Origin of the sequence: Mizugakiibacter sediminis, from assembly GCF_000953855.2 — a bacterium.
Taxonomy (GTDB): Bacteria; Pseudomonadota; Gammaproteobacteria; order Xanthomonadales; family Rhodanobacteraceae; genus Mizugakiibacter; species Mizugakiibacter sediminis.
The window spans coordinates 1-441 of record NZ_DF970278.1 but is presented as its reverse complement, the minus strand read 5'-3'; the positions used below and the strand labels follow the sequence as shown (position 1 = coordinate 441).

Here is a 441-nt window from a genome sequence, read left to right as displayed (position 1 = left end):
ATCAGCAGCACCAGCATCACGTCCACGAGGGGCGTGACGTTGATTTCCGACATCGGGCCGCCGCCGCCGCTGTTGGTACTGAACGCCATGGCGTCTTACCTCACTTCTCGAAGCCGATCTTCTTGACGTTCTTGCTCTTGGCTTCGGCCATCACCGTCGCCAGGATCTCGTACCGCGTGGTGTCGGTCGCCTTGATGCGCAGCTCCGGCTGCGCATCTTCAGGTTTGGCCCCCACCACCGCCAGCTGCGCCGCCAGTTCCAGGTCCGAGATCGGGCTGTCGTTCCAGTACAGCGAGCCGTCTTCCTTGATCACCAGGCTGATCGGCTCCAGCGGATTTTCCTGCTGGACGTTCGGGTTCGGCTGCGGCAAGTCGATGCGGATGTTGTGCGACAGCATCGGCGCCGTGATCATGAAGATGATCAGCAGCACCAGCATCACGT

General features: G+C 61.5%; 1 protein-coding gene and 1 pseudogene. Both read right to left on the bottom strand.

Annotated features, from left to right (window positions below):
* Positions 1-89: pseudogene (locus tag MBSD_RS15855) on the bottom strand (biopolymer transporter ExbD); the annotation flags it as partial.
* A gap of 11 nt (positions 90-100) precedes the next feature.
* Positions 101-439, bottom strand: coding sequence for an ExbD/TolR family protein (locus MBSD_RS15060; RefSeq protein ID WP_237071836.1), 339 nt, complete (start codon positions 437-439; stop codon positions 101-103).
* Positions 440-441 lie beyond the last annotated feature (2 nt).